Origin of the sequence: Pseudoxanthomonas suwonensis, from assembly GCF_000972865.1 — a bacterium.
GTDB classification, from domain to species: Bacteria; Pseudomonadota; Gammaproteobacteria; order Xanthomonadales; family Xanthomonadaceae; genus Pseudoxanthomonas; species Pseudoxanthomonas suwonensis_B.
The window spans coordinates 368,481-384,871 of sequence record NZ_CP011144.1 but is presented as its reverse complement, the minus strand read 5'-3'; the positions used below and the strand labels follow the sequence as shown (position 1 = coordinate 384,871).

At 71.4% G+C, this 16,391-nt stretch carries 19 protein-coding genes; 14 read left to right on the top strand and 5 right to left on the bottom strand.

Going from position 1 to position 16,391, the window contains the following annotated elements; all coding sequences use genetic code 11:
* Positions 1-241: 241 nt before the first annotated feature.
* The gene (locus WQ53_RS01645) at positions 242-1,501 is read right to left on the bottom strand and encodes an ectonucleotide pyrophosphatase/phosphodiesterase (protein ID WP_052629775.1); all 1,260 of its coding nucleotides are present in this window, start codon (positions 1,499-1,501) and stop codon (positions 242-244) included.
* A gap of 134 nt (positions 1,502-1,635) precedes the next feature.
* Between WQ53_RS01645 and WQ53_RS01640 the strand changes: the two genes are divergently transcribed.
* The 4 genes from WQ53_RS01640 (at position 1,636) to WQ53_RS01625 (ending at position 5,292) form a co-directional block, all read left to right on the top strand.
* Complete coding sequence (locus tag WQ53_RS01640; RefSeq protein WP_144409191.1) at positions 1,636-1,998, top strand: hypothetical protein; 363 nt, start codon at positions 1,636-1,638, stop codon at positions 1,996-1,998.
* A 180-nt stretch (positions 1,999-2,178) separates the two neighbouring features.
* Positions 2,179-2,592, top strand: a complete 414-nt coding sequence (locus WQ53_RS01635) for a hypothetical protein (RefSeq protein WP_052629770.1) — start codon at positions 2,179-2,181, stop codon at positions 2,590-2,592.
* 92 nt (positions 2,593-2,684) lie between these two features.
* Positions 2,685-4,352: a urocanate hydratase gene (hutU, locus tag WQ53_RS01630; protein ID WP_052629768.1), complete on the top strand. Its 1,668-nt coding sequence runs from the start codon at positions 2,685-2,687 to the stop codon at positions 4,350-4,352.
* Positions 4,353-4,434: 82 nt separating this feature from the next.
* Positions 4,435-5,292, top strand: coding sequence for an alpha/beta hydrolase (locus tag WQ53_RS01625; RefSeq protein WP_082112794.1), 858 nt, complete (start codon positions 4,435-4,437; stop codon positions 5,290-5,292).
* A 103-nt stretch (positions 5,293-5,395) separates the two neighbouring features.
* Here WQ53_RS01625 and WQ53_RS16545 read toward each other — a convergent pair whose 3' ends face one another.
* From WQ53_RS16545 to WQ53_RS01615, 3 genes are all read right to left on the bottom strand, one after another.
* Complete coding sequence (locus tag WQ53_RS16545; RefSeq protein WP_144409190.1) at positions 5,396-5,611, bottom strand: hypothetical protein; 216 nt, start codon at positions 5,609-5,611, stop codon at positions 5,396-5,398.
* Positions 5,612-5,663: 52 nt separating this feature from the next.
* Positions 5,664-6,068 carry a GFA family protein gene (locus WQ53_RS01620; protein ID WP_052633843.1) on the bottom strand — a complete coding sequence of 135 codons (405 nt, stop codon included), beginning with the start codon at positions 6,066-6,068 and terminating at the stop codon, positions 5,664-5,666.
* A 133-nt stretch (positions 6,069-6,201) separates the two neighbouring features.
* Positions 6,202-6,561, bottom strand: coding sequence for a DUF1428 domain-containing protein (locus WQ53_RS01615; RefSeq protein WP_052629763.1), 360 nt, complete (start codon positions 6,559-6,561; stop codon positions 6,202-6,204).
* A gap of 200 nt (positions 6,562-6,761) precedes the next feature.
* Here WQ53_RS01615 and WQ53_RS01610 point away from each other — a divergent pair, with 200 nt between their 5' ends.
* From WQ53_RS01610 to WQ53_RS01565, 10 genes are all read left to right on the top strand, one after another.
* Entirely contained in the window at positions 6,762-7,160 is a 399-nt protein-coding gene (locus tag WQ53_RS01610; RefSeq protein WP_052629761.1) for an STAS/SEC14 domain-containing protein, read from the top strand.
* Positions 7,161-7,230: 70 nt separating this feature from the next.
* Positions 7,231-7,626, top strand: coding sequence for an MAPEG family protein (locus WQ53_RS01605; RefSeq protein ID WP_052629759.1), 396 nt, complete (start codon positions 7,231-7,233; stop codon positions 7,624-7,626).
* Between the two features lie 108 nt (positions 7,627-7,734).
* Entirely contained in the window at positions 7,735-8,931 is a 1,197-nt protein-coding gene (locus WQ53_RS01600) for a hypothetical protein (protein ID WP_082112792.1), read from the top strand.
* A gap of 336 nt (positions 8,932-9,267) precedes the next feature.
* Positions 9,268-11,181 (top strand): DEAD/DEAH box helicase, encoded by a 1,914-nt coding sequence (locus WQ53_RS01595; protein WP_052629757.1) that lies wholly within the window; start codon positions 9,268-9,270, stop codon positions 11,179-11,181.
* A gap of 198 nt (positions 11,182-11,379) precedes the next feature.
* Complete coding sequence (locus WQ53_RS01590; protein ID WP_052629755.1) at positions 11,380-11,799, top strand: hypothetical protein; 420 nt, start codon at positions 11,380-11,382, stop codon at positions 11,797-11,799.
* Between the two features lie 36 nt (positions 11,800-11,835).
* Positions 11,836-12,396 carry a hypothetical protein gene (locus WQ53_RS01585; RefSeq protein WP_144409189.1) on the top strand — a complete coding sequence of 187 codons (561 nt, stop codon included), beginning with the start codon at positions 11,836-11,838 and terminating at the stop codon, positions 12,394-12,396.
* Between the two features lie 4 nt (positions 12,397-12,400).
* Positions 12,401-12,715: an ArsR/SmtB family transcription factor gene (locus WQ53_RS01580; protein ID WP_052629751.1), complete on the top strand. Its 315-nt coding sequence runs from the start codon at positions 12,401-12,403 to the stop codon at positions 12,713-12,715.
* 55 nt (positions 12,716-12,770) lie between these two features.
* Entirely contained in the window at positions 12,771-13,490 is a 720-nt protein-coding gene (locus WQ53_RS01575) for a pseudouridine synthase (protein ID WP_052629749.1), read from the top strand.
* A 91-nt stretch (positions 13,491-13,581) separates the two neighbouring features.
* The gene (locus WQ53_RS01570; RefSeq protein WP_052629747.1) at positions 13,582-14,004 is read left to right on the top strand and encodes a universal stress protein; all 423 of its coding nucleotides are present in this window, start codon (positions 13,582-13,584) and stop codon (positions 14,002-14,004) included.
* Positions 14,005-14,200: 196 nt separating this feature from the next.
* Complete coding sequence (locus WQ53_RS01565) at positions 14,201-15,271, top strand: sensor domain-containing diguanylate cyclase (RefSeq protein WP_052629745.1); 1,071 nt, start codon at positions 14,201-14,203, stop codon at positions 15,269-15,271.
* A 28-nt stretch (positions 15,272-15,299) separates the two neighbouring features.
* Here the strand turns inward: WQ53_RS01565 and WQ53_RS01560 are convergent, their stop codons facing one another.
* Positions 15,300-16,265 carry a DMT family transporter gene (locus WQ53_RS01560; protein ID WP_052629743.1) on the bottom strand — a complete coding sequence of 322 codons (966 nt, stop codon included), beginning with the start codon at positions 16,263-16,265 and terminating at the stop codon, positions 15,300-15,302.
* Positions 16,266-16,391 lie beyond the last annotated feature (126 nt).

The window sequence follows — 16,391 nt, the reverse complement described above, 5'->3', positions numbered from 1 at the left end:
TAGCACCGCGAGCGGGGATGGACTCGCCGTTTTCGGACATCAATGCGGTGCGGTCAACATGGGCGGCCGGTGGAAGACTGCCTGCCACGATTCAGGTAGGCGATTCACTGGCTTCTGCTGCTGACGACCGCTTCCTGTAGCGCAGTCCCCCTAGCCCCGTCGTCCCGGCGCATGCCGGGACGACGGGCGTGGGAAACGGCCACCAAGGCTGCCGGCAACCGGCGCCTGCATGCCGCGGCGCTCAGGGCTCCCGCAGCGCCGGCAGCAAGGTGCCTGGATCGCCGTCGTTCGGCTGCGCTTCGATTCCCAGCAGCCGCGCCAGCAGCGGATACACGTCGACGTTGTCGAACGGCGGCAGCACTGTGCCCGTGCGGAACGCCGGGCCGTGGGCGATGAACACCGCGCGCATGGCCGGCGAATCGGGGTCGTAGCCGTGCGCGCCGCGGTCGTGGCTGCCGTCGGCATTGCGCCGCTGCACGGTGGTGCGCGGCAGCGCGTTCCAGCCCTCGTCCATCTGGCAGACGATCGGCGGGACGCGCGGATGGCGGCCGTAGTGCAGGCGCGCGGGGATGTCCGCCTTGCGCCAGCACTCGTAGTGCGCATGGCGCCCGAGCAGGCGCGCCTCCACCGTCGATTCCTGCCCCGGCCGCGGGACCAGGCCGATCACCTGGCCGATGCCGACCACCTCGGCCTCCGCCATCGCGGCCATGTCCTCGACCGCGAGGTAGTGGCCTTCGGGCACGTCGGCCATGCCGTGGTCGGAGACCACCACCACGTTGACCCGGTCGTCCAGGCCGGCGCGGTCGAACCGGGCGAGCAGGTCGCCGAGTGCCGCATCCACGGCACGGATCGCGGCGCGGGTTTCCGGCGCCTGCGGTCCGTGGTCGTGGCCGGCGCCGTCGACGTTCTCCAGGTACACGGCGAGCAAACCCGGGCGCGGGCCGTCGGGCGCCAGCAGCCACCCGGCGACCTGCTCCATGCGTGCCGGCAGCGGGACCGTGGCGTCGAACTCGCGCCGGTAGCGCGGCAATATGCCGTCGCGTGGTGCCGCGGCGCCCGGCCAGGCCCACACGCCGGTGGCAATGCCGGCATGCTCGGCGCTGGTCCACAGCGGCACGCCCTGCCACCAGTCCGGGACGCGGCCGGCTTCCTTGTCGGCGACGACGAAGCGCCCGAGCACGGCGTCGTTCATCGAGTTGTGGATGACGCCGTGCCGGTCCGGGCGCAGCCCGGTCGCCAGTGTGTAGTGGTTGGGAAAGGTCAGCACCGGATACGAAGGCCGCATCCACTGCGCGCGCACGCCGGACGCGGCCAGGCGGTCGAGGTTCGGCGTATCGCCGCGACCCAGCGCGTCGGCGCGCAGGCCGTCGATCGAGACCAGCAGCAGCGGCGCGGGTCCAGTGGCGGCGGATGCGGAGTCGGGACGGAGGGCGGGCGCCGCGCAGGCCGCAGGCGACAGCAGCAGGACGAGACAGGCGAGACGGACCAGGCGACCGGACATTGCGCAACGCGTGAGGGATGACCTCCACAGCTTGGCAGACTCCCGCGCAGCGCGCATGACAGCCATCGGCCCCTGGCTTGACGCGGCGATGGCCGGCGCCGATGCTCGGCGAAGTCGCGATGGAGACGGCACGCATGAAATTCCTGGCCTTGCCGCTGTGCCTGGCGCTGGCATCCGTGCCGGCGGCGCATGCTTCCGCCCAGAGCGCCAGCGTCCACGATGCCGCAGCGGCATCGCGCCTGCCGCCGGTCGACGGTGACCGGATGGCCGACCCGGCCGGGGAGCCTGCGCAGGCCGACCCGGACTCGCCGCGCCGCAGCCGGATGGACCAGACCGCCGCCGAGGAAAGACCGGTGTTCAGATTCTCGGCGATGTACCGCGTGGTCGATCGAGACGAGGCGAGCAAGGACAACTGCCTGAAGAATACCGGCAGCCGGGTCAGGCGCGAATCGGGATGCGTCGCCGGCAATGGCCAGGTATTCGTGCCCGAGCGCTGAGGTCGAGGCGCTCGAACCGGTGGATGCGACGACCGGACCGATCCGGTGCCGGCCGACGCCGCGCAGATGCAGGCCTTCATGCACAGGCGGGTCCACCTGCGGTCCACCCGGCTGACGCCGGCCTGAAGCGGGCGCACGCGTTCGCGTGCGCCGCGCCGCGGAAGGGCTATAACGACGGACATGTCCCGCAGCACACCCCTCGGCCTGCTGCTGGCGCTGGCGGTCGCTGCCTCGGCCGCGCAGGCGCAGTCGGTCGCCCCCAACCGCTACGGCAAGCCGCCGCCGGCGGCGACCGGCAACGCCTACGAGCGCCAGCAACAGGCCGCCGGGGACGCCCGCCGCCGCCAGGACGAGGCCACGCGCCGCGCCGAGCGCGACCGCCTCGGCATCGCCATCGACGCCAACCGCCAGCGCCTGGAGGCCGACCGCGCCCGCACCGATCGCCGCCGCGCCGCGGCCGCCAACCCGGCCGAATCGGAGCGCCTGCGCCTGGACTACGAGCAGCGCCGCCAGGCCTACGAGCGCGAGCGCGAGGAACTGGAGCGCCGGCGTGCCGCCGCCGAGTCGCGGCCCGCACCGCCGGCGAAACCCTGATCCGGCCTGAGGCACCGGGCCTCGCCGCGCCGCCGCATGGTCCGCTCGCGCCGGCCTGCGATAATGCCGGCCTGTCCTTCGAGATTCCCGGCATGTCCGATCCGCGTCACGATCCGTCCCGCGTCGTCCGCGCCCCGCGCGGCGACCAGCTCAACTGCCGCAGCTGGCTCACCGAAGCTCCGTTCCGCATGTTGCAGAACAACCTCGACCCGGACGTGGCCGAACGGCCCGAGGACCTGGTGGTCTACGGCGGCATCGGCCGCGCCGCGCGCGACTGGGCCAGCTACGACGCGATCCTGGCCACGCTGAAGACGCTGGGCGACGACGAGACGCTGCTGGTGCAGTCGGGCAAGCCGGTCGGCGTGTTCCCCACCCACGCCGATGCGCCACGGGTGCTGCTGGCCAACTCCAACCTGGTGCCGCACTGGGCCACCTGGGAGCACTTCAACGAGCTCGACCGCAAGGGCCTGATGATGTACGGGCAGATGACCGCCGGCTCGTGGATCTACATCGGCAGCCAGGGCATCGTCCAGGGCACCTACGAGACCTTCGTCGAGATGGGGCGCCAGCACTATGGCGGCGACCTGGCCGGCAAGTGGATCCTCACCGCCGGCCTGGGCGGCATGGGCGGCGCGCAGCCGCTGGCGGCCTCGCTGGCCGGCGCGTCGAGCCTGACCATCGAATGCCAGCAGAGCCGCATCGACTTCCGCCTGCGCACCCGCTACGTGGACGAACAGGCGGCCGACCTGGATGACGCGCTGGCGCGGATCACGAAATACACCGCCGCCGGCGAGGCCAAGTCGATCGCGCTGTTGGGCAATGCCGCCGAGGTCCTGCCGGAGCTGGTCAAGCGCGGCGTGCGTCCGGACTGCGTCACCGACCAGACCAGCGCCCACGACCCGGTGCACGGCTACCTGCCGGTCGGCTGGACCGTGGAGCAGTGGCTGGACGGGCAGAAATCGAACCCGGAGCAAGTGCGCGACGCGGCCAAGGCCTCGATGCGCACCCACGTGGAAGCGATGCTGGCATTCCACGCGCAGGGCATCCCGACCGTGGACTACGGCAACAACATCCGGCAGATGGCCTTCGACGAAGGCTGCACCAGCGCGTTCGACTTCCCCGGCTTCGTGCCGGCCTACGTGCGCCCGCTGTTCTGCCGCGGCATCGGCCCGTTCCGCTGGGTCGCGCTGAGCGGCGACCCGGAGGACATCTACCGGACCGACGCCAAGGTCAAGGAACTGATCCCCGACGACCCGCACCTGCACCGCTGGCTGGACATGGCGCGCGAGCGGATCAGCTTCCAGGGCCTGCCGGCGCGGATCTGCTGGGTCGGCCTGGGCCTGCGCCACAAGCTGGGCCTGGCGTTCAACGAGATGGTGCGCAACGGCGAGCTGAAGGCGCCGGTGGTGATCGGCCGCGACCACCTCGATTCAGGCAGCGTGGCTTCGCCCAACCGCGAGACCGAGGCGATGGCCGACGGCAGCGATGCGGTGTCGGACTGGCCGCTGCTCAACGCGATGCTCAACGTCGCCGGTGGCGCGACCTGGGTATCGCTGCACCATGGCGGCGGCGTGGGCATGGGCTACAGCCAGCACAGCGGCGTGGTCATCGTCTGCGACGGCAGCGAGGCCGCCGACCGGCGCATCGCCCGGGTGCTGTGGAACGACCCCGGCACTGGCGTGATGCGCCATGCCGACGCCGGCTACGACATCGCCAGGGACTGCGCCCGGGAGCAGGGGCTGAAGCTGCCGATGCTTTGAGGGAGCGCTGCCGGGCGTTGGCGGCGTGCCCGGACTGCGGTCGTGCCGCGGTCCGGGAATCCGGCGACAAGGGGATAGTCCGATGACGGGACGTTGCGGGTCGTTGCTGCTTCTGGTGTCGCTGCTATGCGGCTGCGCGACCGCGCCGCCCGCCACGCCCGCCGGCGTGCCGCTGGATTATCTGCCGGCGCTGAAGGGCGGCTATTTCCCGTTGGTGTCGCATTTCAGCGGGCGCGTCCACCATGTCTACGTACGCCTGCCGGAGGGCTACGACGCCGCGGCGGAACGGACGTACCCGGTGGTCTACGCGCTGGACGGCGACATCCTGTTCCCGTTGCTGGCGTCGACACACCTGCTCCTGCACTACGACGAGGATCTGCCCGAAGCCATCGTGGTCGGGATCGCCTACGGTGGATTCGACCCGGCGATCAACAAGCGCAACATCGACTTCACCGCCCGGGGCGCAGACACGCTGCCCGGCGAGGGCGGCGCGGAAGCGTTCATGCGCTTCCTGGACGAACAGCTGCTGCCCGAGGTGGAGCGCCGCTACCGCGCCGACGCGACCCGGCGCGTGCTGGTGGGGCAGTCACGGGGCGGCTACTTCGTGCTCTGGTCCGCGCTGCGCGACCCGGACCTGTTCTGGGGCCGCATCGCCAGAAATCCTTCGCCCGGGCCGGCGCGCGAGAGCCTGTTCGCGGCGCCGGCCGCGCACCGGCGCGACGATCTGGGCGTGGTGGTGGCCAGCGGCGCCCGCGACACCGCCCCGCGCGTGCAGCACGCCAGGGACTGGACGCAGAGCTGGGCGCAGCGCGACGACGCCCCTTGGCGGGTGCAGCTCGTCGTGCTGCCCGAGGGGACCCATGCCGCCAGCATCGGCGAGGCCTACCGGCAGTCCATGCTCTGGCTGTTCCGCGACGCGATCGGGCACGAATCACCGTAGCGCACCGACGGACCTGGGCCAGGCGGCGCGACGACGGCGTGGCCTTCGGCTGTGGCACTGGGTCGGCAGGCGCCAGGGCGGACTGCCGCCTTTCGAGGCCGGCTCAGCTGACCAGCGCGTGCAGCCATCGCCCGAAGAGGAAATAGCCGCCGTAGGCGATCGCAATGGTCGACAGGATGATCGCGAACGGGTGGCGTATGACGTCGCAGAACGTGGTCTTGTCCTTCATGGGCAGGCTCGCGGCAGGCGCTGGATGCGGCGGGGATCCGTCGGCCAGCGTGTCAGCACCGGACCGCCTGGCGCGCATGCCGGCGGTCATGTGACTTTGGTCATGCGCGCCTGGCCGCCCGGACGGTGCCGGGCGGTCGCGCTCAGCCCGGCTGGCGCGGGAACGCCTTCAGTGCCGGATCGATGTACGCCCAGGAGGGTGCCGAATCGGTCCAGATCACCACCGTCGGAGCGATGCCGGTCGCATCGTCCAGCGTGCCGACGCGGATGACCATGTGCCGGGTGTTCTCCAGCGCCTCGCTGAAGACCTGCGTGCCGCACTGGCCGCAGAACGAGCGGCACATGTGGTTGCCGCTGTCGGCCAGGCTCTCCCAGCGGCGCGGCTCGCCCTGCACGGTCACCGCCGCGCGCGGCACCATGATGTTGACTGCGGCGTTGCCCAGAGCCCAGTACTGGCAGTCGCGGCACCAGCACAGCCGGGTGGCGACCGGCTCGGCCGACAGCGTGTAGCGGACCGCGCCGCATCTGCAGCCACCGGTGCGGGTCATGGCGGGCTCCTTCCGACGGGCCAGCGGCAACTTTACCCGCGCCGCGGCATCGCCGGCCATCCGCCTGGAACGGTGGCCGGATCCGTCGCGTCCCGCGCGCGTGCAGGCGGCGGAAGCCGCCGCCGATCGCCGCTCAGCCGCCCAGTTCGAACACCGGGCTGAAGCCGCCGAAGATCATCCGCTTGCCGTCGAACGGCATCGGGTTGGCGGACGGATCCATGCGCGGGTCGTCCATCATCTTCTTCATGCCGGCGTCGCGGGTGGCCTTGTCCGGCCATTCAACCCAGGAGAACACCACGGTCTCGTCCTCGGTGGCCTGCACCGAGCGGTAGAAGTCGGTGACCTGGCCGTGCGGGACGTCGTCGCCCCAGCACTCCAGCACCCGGGTCGCACCGTATTCCAGGAACACCGGGTCGAAATCGCGGGCGTGGGCGATGAATTTCTCCTTGTTGGCGGTGGGGACGGCAAGCACGAAACCATCGACGTAGGACATGGCAGGTCTCTCCTGGTAGTGTCGGTTGCGGGCGGGGATGAACTTTTCTCCCACGGACATGCGACGGGCCATCGATGCCCGGATCGACAGCATGGCGGCAATCTGCGCCGGCGTGCGTTCAGGACGCGGCAAGACCGGGTGAAGCTGCGTCCACGCCCCCGGGCGTAGCCTGTGGCGACGTTCCCGACCGGGCCACCGCGATGATCGAGATCCTGCCCGCGCCGCCACACGTGGCTGCCTACCGTTTCACCGGCACGCTCACCGCCGAGGACCACGACCGCTGCATCCAGGACCTGGAGGCGCGGCTGGCCGGCCACCGGCGCATCGGCATCTATTGCGACATGCGCGGATTCACCGGCGTCACCCCGGCGGCGGTGGGCCGCGACCTGCGCTACACGCTGGGCAAGATCGGCCAGTTCGACCGGTTCGCCCGCGGCGCGGTCGTGACCGGCCGGCAGTGGCTGGCGTCGGTCACGGATTTCGCCGCGCGCTTCTTCCCGCAGATCGAGATCCGCAGCTTCGGCGAGGACGAAGCGGAGCAGGCGATGGCCTGGGCTGCAGCGGTGGATCCGGACGGCACCGCGGCGGACGACCGCTGACCGCGGCGGTCACGCGCAGCGCGGGCCGTGCCTGATACGCTGCCCGGTATTCCTGGCTGGGAGATCGTGCATGGGCATCGAACTGCAGTTCCTGGGCTGGGTGATCGTGCTGGGCCTCGTGCAGCTGCTGCTGGCCGCCGGGCTGTCGACCCGGCAGCGCGGCCTGGCCTGGAACACCGGGCCGCGCGACAGCTCGCCGCCACTGGCTGGCGTGGCCGGACGCAGCGACCGCGCGTTCCGCAATTTCCTCGAGACCTTTCCGTTCTTCGCCGCCGCGGTGCTGGCGGTGACCCTGGCCGGCCGAACCGGCGAGGCGACCGCGCTGGGCGTGCAGCTGTACTTCTGGGCGCGGGTGGCCTACGTGCCGCTGTACCTGGGTGGCGTGCGCTACGTGCGTTCGCTGGTATGGACGCTGGCGATGGCCGGCCTGGTGCTGGTGCTGTGGCCGCTGCTGCCTGCGGCATGAGCGCTGACCGGCACTAGCCGGTTCCTCGCGTTCATCGCAGGTTGGCCGCGCGGGCGGCGCTGCGCCTAGACTGGGTGCAGTCTCCCTTGCTTTCGCGTTGTGCCCGTCATGTCGATCCTGCGTGCCTGCCTGTTCCTGGCCTGTACCTGCCTGCTGGCCGGATGCGGGCGGCAGCCCGCGCCGGCGCCGGTCGAGGAGGCGCAGACCCAGACGGTGGCCTCGCCGGAAGAGGGCGGGGCGGTCAGTCGCGCGCCGATGGCGACGCCGCCCGCCCAACCGGTGCCTGTTCCCGCGCCGGTGCCGCCGCCGGTGGCCGGGGTGCCCGACTGGTCGCCGGTCGAACTGGTGTCCGGCCAGGCCTGGATCGATTGCCGGCTCGACTACCGCGACGGCGACGGCGAGCCGCTGTCCTCGCCCAGCCGCGCCAACCTGCGCCACCTGCTCGAACCCTGCCGCGAAGGCGACGTGCTGCGACTGCGCTACCGCGGCAAGATCGCCAGCGACTTCACCACGCTGGTGGAGCGGGTGACCCGGGTCGCCGACAGCCTGGGCATCGGCAGCCGGGTGCTGGACCTGGATTCCACCGGCGGCCAGGTCGAGGACGCGATCCGCACCGGCGACCTGATCGGCGGCAACCGCTGGACGATCTGGGTGCGCGAGGACTCGGTCTGCCACAGCGCCTGCGTGTTCGTGCTGGCCGGCGGTGACAGCCGGCGCCTGGCCGGGCGGGTCGGCATCCACCGCATCATCCGTCTCAGTTCCACCGCCACCAGCCGCACCGAGCTCAACACCGAGCTGCAGGCGGTCTACGCCACCGTGCGCGCCTACCTGGAACGCAATGGCGCCTCGCCGCTGCTGGCCGACGTGATGAAGACCGTGCCCAACCGCAGCCTGCGCCTGCTCACCGGCGACGAACTGCAGGTGTACGGGCTGGACGGCAACAACGCCGCGCAGGACGACCTGGACCGGGTGCGCCTGCTGGACAAGTGCGGCGACGACTTCATGCGCCGGCGCGACGCCTGGGTCCGCGCCTTCGACGAACGTTGCCGCGGGCAGGCGGAGGTCTTCGCGCTCAACAGCTGCGGCCTGCAGCTGCGCCGCGACTTCGGCTTCCCCGACGACGACTGCCCGGCGGAAAGCCCGCTGGCCGAGTTCAACGAACTGCCGGAAGCGGCGCTGCCGACCGCCGTGCCCGAACAGGTCACCGGGGATGCGACGGCCACCGGGGAGGCGACGGACGCGCCGGTGACGGCGGCGGCGACCGCCGGCGAAGCCGCGCCCGTACCGGCCGGCCACGGCGGCTGATCCCGCGGCCCGCGGGTCCGTTGTAGGAGCCGGGTTCAGCCGGCGACACGGGCGTCGGAACCACGAAGGAGTCGCCTGCGCCAAAATGGGGTCAGGTTCATTTTCCCGTCCCAGAGGTTCTATCGGGGAGTCGGAGGAAAATGAACCTGACCCCATTTCGGGCGGCCTCGACCGCCGGCGAAGACGCGTCCGTGCCGGCCGGCCGCCGCTGCACTGAACGGGGGCAGGGGCCCCTATTCAGCCGCGGCGCGACAAGGCGCGGCCTTCGGCGCACAATGGCGCCCCTGTTCAGCCTTTTCGCCGCGCCGTGCCGGCGCGCCGCCGCCGGAGTCCCGGATGTCCGCCCCCGCCCAAGAAACCCCTGCCGCGCCGCGCTTCGGCGACCTCGGCCTGCCCGAGCCGTTGCTGGCCGCCCTGGCCGAGGTCGGCTACGAGTCGCCGTCGCCGATCCAGGCCGCCACCATCCCCGCATTGCTGTCCGGCCGCGACGTGCTGGGCACCGCCCAGACCGGCACCGGCAAGACCGCCGCGTTCGCGCTGCCGGTGCTGGCCAAGCTGGATCCGTCGCGCAACAAGCCGCAGGCGCTGGTGCTGGCGCCGACCCGCGAGCTGGCGATCCAGGTGGCCGAGGCGTTCCAGCGCTATGCGACGAAGATGCCCAGCTTCCACGTGCTGCCGATCTACGGCGGGCAGGGCTACGGCCCGCAGCTGGCGGCACTGCGCCGCGGCGTGCAGGTCGTGGTCGGCACCCCGGGCCGGGTGATCGACCATCTCACCCGCGGCTCGCTGGACCTGTCGCAGCTGGAATGCCTGGTCCTGGACGAGGCCGACGAGATGCTGCGCATGGGCTTCATCGACGACGTCGAGGCGGTGCTGCAGAAGACCCCGCCGACCCGCCAGGTCGCGCTGTTCTCGGCGACCATGCCGCCGCCGATCCGGCGCATCGCCCAGACCTACTTGCGCGATCCGGTTGAGGTCAACATCGCGGCCAAGACCACCACCGCGGCCAACATCCGCCAGCGCTACTGGTTCGTCAGTGGCCTGCACAAGCTCGACGCGCTGACCCGAATCCTGGAGGCCGAGCCGTTCGACGCGATGATCGTGTTCGCCCGGACCAAGGCCGCCACCGAGGAACTGGCCGAGAAGCTGCAGGCGCGCGGCGTGGCCGCCGCGGCGATCAACGGCGACATGCAGCAGCAGCAGCGCGAGCGCACCATCGCCCAGCTCAAGGACGGCAAGCTGGACGTGCTGGTGGCCACCGACGTGGCCGCGCGCGGGCTGGACGTGGAACGGATCAGCCACGTGCTGAACTACGACATCCCGTACGACACCGAAAGCTACGTGCACCGGATCGGCCGCACCGGCCGTGCCGGGCGCAGCGGCGAGGCGATCCTGTTCGTCACCCCGCGCGAGAAGGGCATGCTGCGCGCGATCGAGCGCGCCACCCGGCAGCCGATCGAGGAGATGCGCCTGCCGTCGGTCGAGGCGGTGAACGATCGCCGTGTCGCGCGCTTCTTCGAGAAGATCTCCGGCACGCTGGAAACCGGCGGGCTGGAGCCGTACCGCGAGCTGATGGACCGCTATGCGGGCGAGCACGACGTGCCGTCCTCGGAAGTCGCCGCGGCGCTGGCCAAGCTGCTGCAGGGCGGCACGCCGCTGCTGCTGGACGCCTCCGAGCCGCCGCCGCGCTTCGAGCCGCGTTTCGAGCGCGAGCCGCGCGAGCGGGCGGCGCGTCCGGGGCCCGGCACGCGCGCGCCGCGCGATCCGGCGGCAGGCGACGCCGACGGTTCCGGAGCGCGTCCGCCGCGGACGCACGACGCGTCCGATTTCGGGTCGCGCCCGCCGCGCGCGGCCAAGCCGCCGCGTTCGCCGCCCGAGCAGGGCATGGAGACCTACCGGGTCGAGGTCGGCCACATGCACGGGGTCAAGCCCGGCAACATCGTCGGCGCGATCGCCAACGAGGCCGGACTGGAAAGCCGCTTCATCGGCCGCATCGACATCCATGACGACCACTCGATCCTCGACCTGCCCGAGGGCATGCCGCCGGAAATCATGATCCACCTGCAGAAGGCCTGGGTGGTCGGCCAGCAGCTGCGGATCAGCCGCTGGGACGGCAGCCACGCGCCCTCGGCGCAGGCGCCGAAGGGCAAGTTCCGGCCGCATGGCGGCGCCCGTCCGGGCAAGTTCGGCGGCAAGCCGGGTGGCCCCGCCAAGCCGCACCGCAAGGGACCGCCGAAGCCGCACGGCTGATCCGGCATCGCCTGCCGGCCGCATCCGGCAATGCTTCCCACAGGCCGGCCCCCAGGGGCCGGCCTGCTTTTTTTTCCACCGGATCCTGCCGTTCGTCGGCCAGCTGGCAGGCGGGGCTTGACTTGCTCAATTAAGCAATTAGCATTTTAGTTAAATAAGCAAACATTCAACCCGAAGCCAACCTGAAGGAGCGTCGCCATGATCCTGGAACTCGGTTACCTGCTGTACCTGGGCATTTCCATCGCCATGACCGTCTGGGTGGCGCGCACCCTGTCGAAGAACGGCGAGGTGTTCCTGGTCAAGTGCTTCGGCCAGGACGCGCAACTGGCCAAGTCGACCAACCACCTGCTGGTGGTCGGCTTCTATCTGGTCAACATCGGCTTCATCGCCCTGCGCATGGACGGCTGGAACGAGCAGAAGGCGATGGCCTCGATGATCCCGTACGTGGCCGGCAAGGTCGGCCTGTCGGTGCTGGTGCTGGGCGCGATGCACTTCTTCAACATGGCGATGATCGCTCGCTACGGCCGCACGGTCGCCCACTGGGCGCAGGACCAGGAAGCCGTCCAGGCCCTGCCGCTGCCGGCCGCGATGCCGCCGCTGCCGCGCGAGGGACGCTGAGTGGGGCGGCCCGGCACCCGGGTGAAGCAGTCGGCCGTGGCACAAGGCGCGGCCGGCCGCCTGCACTGGCCGGCCGTGTTCGCCGGCCTGCTGGCGTCGGCGCTGGTATTCCCGGTGCTGCTGCTGGTGTTCCTGATCGGAAGCGGTGAAGTCCCCACGGCAGCGGCGCAGGTGGAGGGAATGCTGGTGGTGCTGGGGATATCGGTCCTCGTGACCTTCCTGCATGCGCTGCTGCTCGGCCTGCCCGCGTTCCTGCTGCTGCGCCGGTTCGGGTGGCTGTCCGCCAGGACCCTGTCCGTCGCCGGCTTCGTGGCCGGGGCGTTGCTGGTCGGCATGGCCGGCTGGCCGTGGCGCGGCGGCGCGCCCGGGTCGTCGTACTCGACCAGCTGGCACGGCCGCTTCGTGGAAATGCAGCGCGACGGCGTGCCGACCCTCTACGGCTGGCTGTCGTGGCTGGAATCGGTGGCGGTCTTCGGTCTGGTCGGGATCGCCAGTGCGCTGGCGTTCTGGTACGGCTGGCGATACTTTCAACGGCAGGCGGATGCCCGGCGGCAACGCGGCTTCCTCCCGCGCCAGCCAGGGCACCCCGCGCAGTGAACCGATGAGCACCGACAAGATCTTCGAAGCCCTCGCCTCCGGCCCGCGCCGGCAGATCCTGGCCTACCTGTCCGAGCAGGAGTTGCCGGCAGGCGACATCGCCGCGCGCTTCGAGATGAGCGCGCCGGCGGTGTCGCGGCACCTGGCCGTGCTCGAGAACGCCGGGCTGGTCGCCAGCGAGCGCCGCGGCCAGTACGTGGTCTACCGGCTGGTGCCCGACAGCCTGGTCAATACCCTGACCCAGTTCGCCTTCGAGATCTGCCCGGTCGGCGGGCCGCTCAAGCGCGAGTCGCGGCGCGCGAAGAAGACTGCCGGCTGAGCCGCCCCGGCGCGTCCTGCGGACGCAGGGCGCGTCCGTCGCCGATAATGGCGCCATGACCGTCCGCCTCAACAAGCACATCGCCGAATCCGGCTTCTGTTCCCGCCGCGAGGCCGACCGCCTGATCGCCGAGCGCCGCGTCACCGTCAACGGCCAGCCGGCCGGGATGGGCGCGGTGGTGGGCGAGGGCGATACGGTGCTGGTCGACGGCCAGCCGCTGAAGGCGCGCACGGCCAAGGCCGGCAGGCGCCGCCACGTCTACATCGCGCTGAACAAGCCGGTCGGCATCACCTGCACCACCGAGTCGGCGGTGGACGGCAACATCGTCGACTTCGTCGGCCACGAGCAGCGGATCTTCCCGATCGGGCGCCTGGACAAGGAGTCGGAAGGCCTGATCCTGCTGACCAGCAACGGCGACATCGTCAACCAGATCCTGCGCGCGGAGAATCGCCACCAGAAGGAATACCTGGTCGCGGTCAGCAAGCCGGTCAGCGACGAGTTCCTGCGCGGCATGGCCCGCGGCGTGCGCATCCACGGCCAGACGACCCTGCCGTGCCGCACCGCGCGGATCGCCAGGTTCGGCTTCCGCATCGTCCTGGAGCAAGGCCTGAACCGGCAGATCCGGCTGATGGCCGCGGCCTTCGACTACCGCGTGACCCAGTTGCGCCGGGTGCGGATCGACAACATCAAGCTGGGCGCGCTCAAGCCCGGCCAGTGGCGCAACCTGACCGACGCCGAGCTGCGCGGCCTGCTGCCCGAGCACCGGGACTGGTAACCGCCGCCGGATTGATCCGGATCATTCCAGGCCGCCCGCGGCGGCATTACCATCGTCTCGCACAGGCAACGATGGAACCGGAGGCGACGCGATGAAGATCCTGCTGGCGGTGGACGACAGTGCGGTGGGTGCGGCGGTGGTCCGTCGCGTGGCGAAGCTGGCCAAGCAACTGAAGGCCACGCCGGAGCTGTACGTGGTGCATGTGGCTCCGCGGCTGTCGAAGGCGGCGGAGAAGGAGTTCGGCAAGGCCGGCCCTGGGCGCTACTACGACCGCCAGTCGGAGCTGGCGCTGGAACCGCTGCGTCCGCTGCTCGCCCGTACCCGCCTGGCGTTCGAGGAGCGCAAGGCGGTCGGCGAGGTCGCGCCGACCCTGCTGGCCGAGGCCAAGGCGGTGAAGGCCGACCTGATCGTGATCGGCAGCCACGGCAAGGGCGCACTGAAGAGCCTGCTGATCGGTTCGGTGACACAGAAGGTCATCGCCCTGAGCCCGGTGCCGGTGCTGGTGGTCCATTGAGCCGGCGCGATGCCGGCCGCCACAGGTGGCCGGTGGTGCGCGCGATTCGCAGTTTCCGGCGTCGCGAGGACGGCCGGTGCCTTTCCGGCCGGCGATGCCACGCCACGGCTTCCGCGTCGAACCGCCGTGGCACGGCGGCCGGTACCGGAAGCCGGGAGGACGCGGGCATACTGTCGCCGACCATCCCGGGGCACGCATGCTCAGACCCGCCAAACCGGACAACGAATCCGAACGCCTGGCCGCGCTGCGCGCGACCCGTCTACTGGACACGCCGCGCGAGCAGGCCTTCGACGATCTGGTGAAGCTGGCCACCTCCGTCTCCGGCACCGCCATGGGCGCGGTGACGCTGGTCGACGAGGACCGGCAGTGGTTCAAAGCCCGGCAGGGCTTCGACCTCATGGAGACCCCGCGCGAGGAGTCCTTCTGCGCGCATGCCATCCTCGAGCCGCAGCGGCTCATGCTGGTCGAGGACACCCTGCAGGACACGCGTTTCGCCGGCCATCCGGCGGTCACCGGCGAGCTGGGCGTGCGCTTCTACGCCGGTATCCCGCTGCTGGACGGTGACGGCATGGCGCTGGGCAGCCTGTGCGTGTTCGACAGCCGGCCTGGCACGCTGAGCGAGGCCCAGGCCGACGCGCTGCGCGCGCTGGCGCGGCAGGCCGCGCACCTGATCGAGTTGCGCGGCGCCACCCGCGCGCTGGACCGGCACATGCGCGACCGCGACTGGTACGAGCAGCAGCTGGCGCAATACTCGGACCTGCTGGAGCAGCAGAACGCGGACCTGGCCGAGCAGACCCGCACCGACCCGCTGACCGGCCTGCCGAACCGGCGTGCCTTCACTGTGGCCCTGGGCGCGGCGATCGAGCGCGCCGACCGCGAGGGCCTGCCGCTGTCGGTGGCGCTGCTGGACCTGGACCACTTCAAGACGATCAACGACGTCAACGGGCACGCCGAGGGCGACCGCGTGCTGGCCGAAGTCGCCACGCTGCTGAAATCGCACTTCGCCGCGGCCGGCATGGCCGCGCGCTACGGCGGCGAGGAGTTCGCGGTGCTGATGCCCGATACCGCGCTCGACCAGGCGCGGCTGCAGTGCGAGTTCCTGCGCCAGGGCATCGCGGTGCTGCCGGTGGGGATCGTGGTCAGCGGCAGCCTGGGCGTCGCCCAGTACCGGCCGGGCGAGACGGCGGGCGAGGCGATCGCGCGCGCCGACGAGGCGCTGTACCGGGCCAAGCGCGGCGGACGCGACCGGGTCGAGGCCGCGGACTGAGCACGCCGTTCGGCACGAGGCCTTCGGCTCAGTCCACCAGTTGCTTGGCCTCGGAGGTGCCCAGTACCTCCGGATGCTGCACCTCGTCCGTGGGCGGTCGGCGTCCGCGCTGGGCCAGCAACGGGTCGAGGAACACCGCGAACAGGATGACCGCCACGCCCAGGTAGAACAGCGGGGTCAATTCACGCTGCTCGCCCAGCAGCACCGCGGCCAGCACGATCGCGTAGACCGGCTCCAGGTTGGTCGCCAGCTGCACCGTGTAGGCGCTGAGGTGGCGGAGCGCGACCAGCCCAAGCACGAACGGCAGCAGCGTGCAGCCCAGCGCCAGCACCAGCAGCAACGCGCCGTCGCGCAGCCCGGGCAGTACCAGCAGGTCGCCGGCGAAGGCCGGCAGCAGCAGCGGCATCAGCGGTGCCAGCGCGGTCAGGGCCAGGGTGCCGGCGCCGAGCTCGACCGCGGTCACGGTCAGCGGGTCGGCGTGTTCGACCAGGCGCTTGTTGAGCGAGCCGAACACCGCCACCAGCAACGCCGACAGCGCACCCACCGCCACGCCCAGGCGCATGCCGTCGGGCACCCCGCCCACCACCAGCGCCACGCCCGGCAGCACCGCCACGCCCAGCACCAGTTCGCGCAGGCGGAACGGGCGTCGCGCCACCCACGGCTCGATCACCGCGGTGAACACCGGGGCCAGCGCGATGCAGGTGGCGGCCACCGAGGCGTTGGCCAGCTTGATCGCGCCGTAGAAGGTCAGCCAGTGCAGCGCGACCAGCACGCCGATCCCGGCGTAGGCCAGCGCCAGCCGCGGCGGCAGGGTGCTCAGACCGCGCCATACCCGCGGCACCAGCGCCAGCGCCGCGACCACCAGCAGCATGCGCCACCACACCAGCGGCAGCGCCGCCAGGCTGATCAGCTTGCCGAGGATCGCGGTAAAGCCCCACAACAGGACGCAGAAATGGATCTGGAGTTGCGCGCGGGCGCGGTCGGTCATCGGCATGGGCGCATTATCGCCCGGCGCCGGCGGGTTGCGTGCGTGGGCTCGTCAGCATGGGTGGCCGCGTACGGCCATGACGCGTACGAAGCCGCGCGCACCCTGATGCCGCATTCGTAGGAGCCCAGCTTG